This window comes from Streptomyces sp. AC627_RSS907 (assembly GCF_019049165.1).
Genome location: NZ_JAGMUE010000844.1, coordinates 1 through 685, shown reverse-complemented (window position 1 = coordinate 685; position 685 = coordinate 1). Strand labels below are relative to the sequence as shown.

The following is a 685-nucleotide window of genomic DNA, read 5'->3' as shown; positions in this document are numbered from 1 at the left end:
GCGCCAGCGTCCACACGTCGTCGCTGCCGCCGCCGCGCGCGGCGCCGATGGCCAGGCCGGCGTAGTACGCGTACTCCTTGGCCCGGTCGAAGGTGGCGTCCAGCCACGCGCCGAGCGTGGAGTACTGGAGCGAGTAGCGGGCGAGCTGGCCGTCGGTGCAGTCCAGGACGAAGGAGGCGATCAGCAGCACGCCCGCGGCGACGAAGCCGGGCCGGGTGCCGGTGGCGGCGCAACCGGCGGCGACGAGCGCGGTGAGCAGCGACGCGGTGGTGACCTGGTTCGGCGTCAGGCCGCGGCGGGCGCACCAGCGGGCGATGTAGCGCGAGTAGGGGCTGACGAGGAAGGTGGTGACGAAGCCGTCGCGGGCCTTGACCGCGCCGCGCAGCCGCACCTTCTCGTCGTCGACGGCGGCGACGGCCGCCCTGGCGCGGGTGCGCGCCGTCTCGTCGGCGGGCACGGCGGCGACCAGGACGCCGAGCTCGGGCCGGTGCACGGGCACGTCGGCCGCGGCCAGGTCGGCGGCGATGAGGTCGGGCAGGTTGGCCGCGGTCGCCGCGTCGGGGCCGCTCGCGGCGGAGCCGTCGGCCTGGGCCGGGGTGGCGTCGGCGGGGTGCCGCGCGGGGGGCGCGTCGGTCGGCGCGGTGCGCGTGGGTATGGCGCGGGCGTGCGCGGCGCGCACGAGTGC

At 78.2% G+C, this 685-nt stretch carries 1 protein-coding gene; it reads right to left on the bottom strand.

Features of this window, described 5'->3' with window-relative positions:
- On the bottom strand, positions 1-685 hold a 685-nt coding region (locus tag KUM32_RS38970; RefSeq protein WP_254406730.1), incomplete at both ends, for a CDP-alcohol phosphatidyltransferase family protein.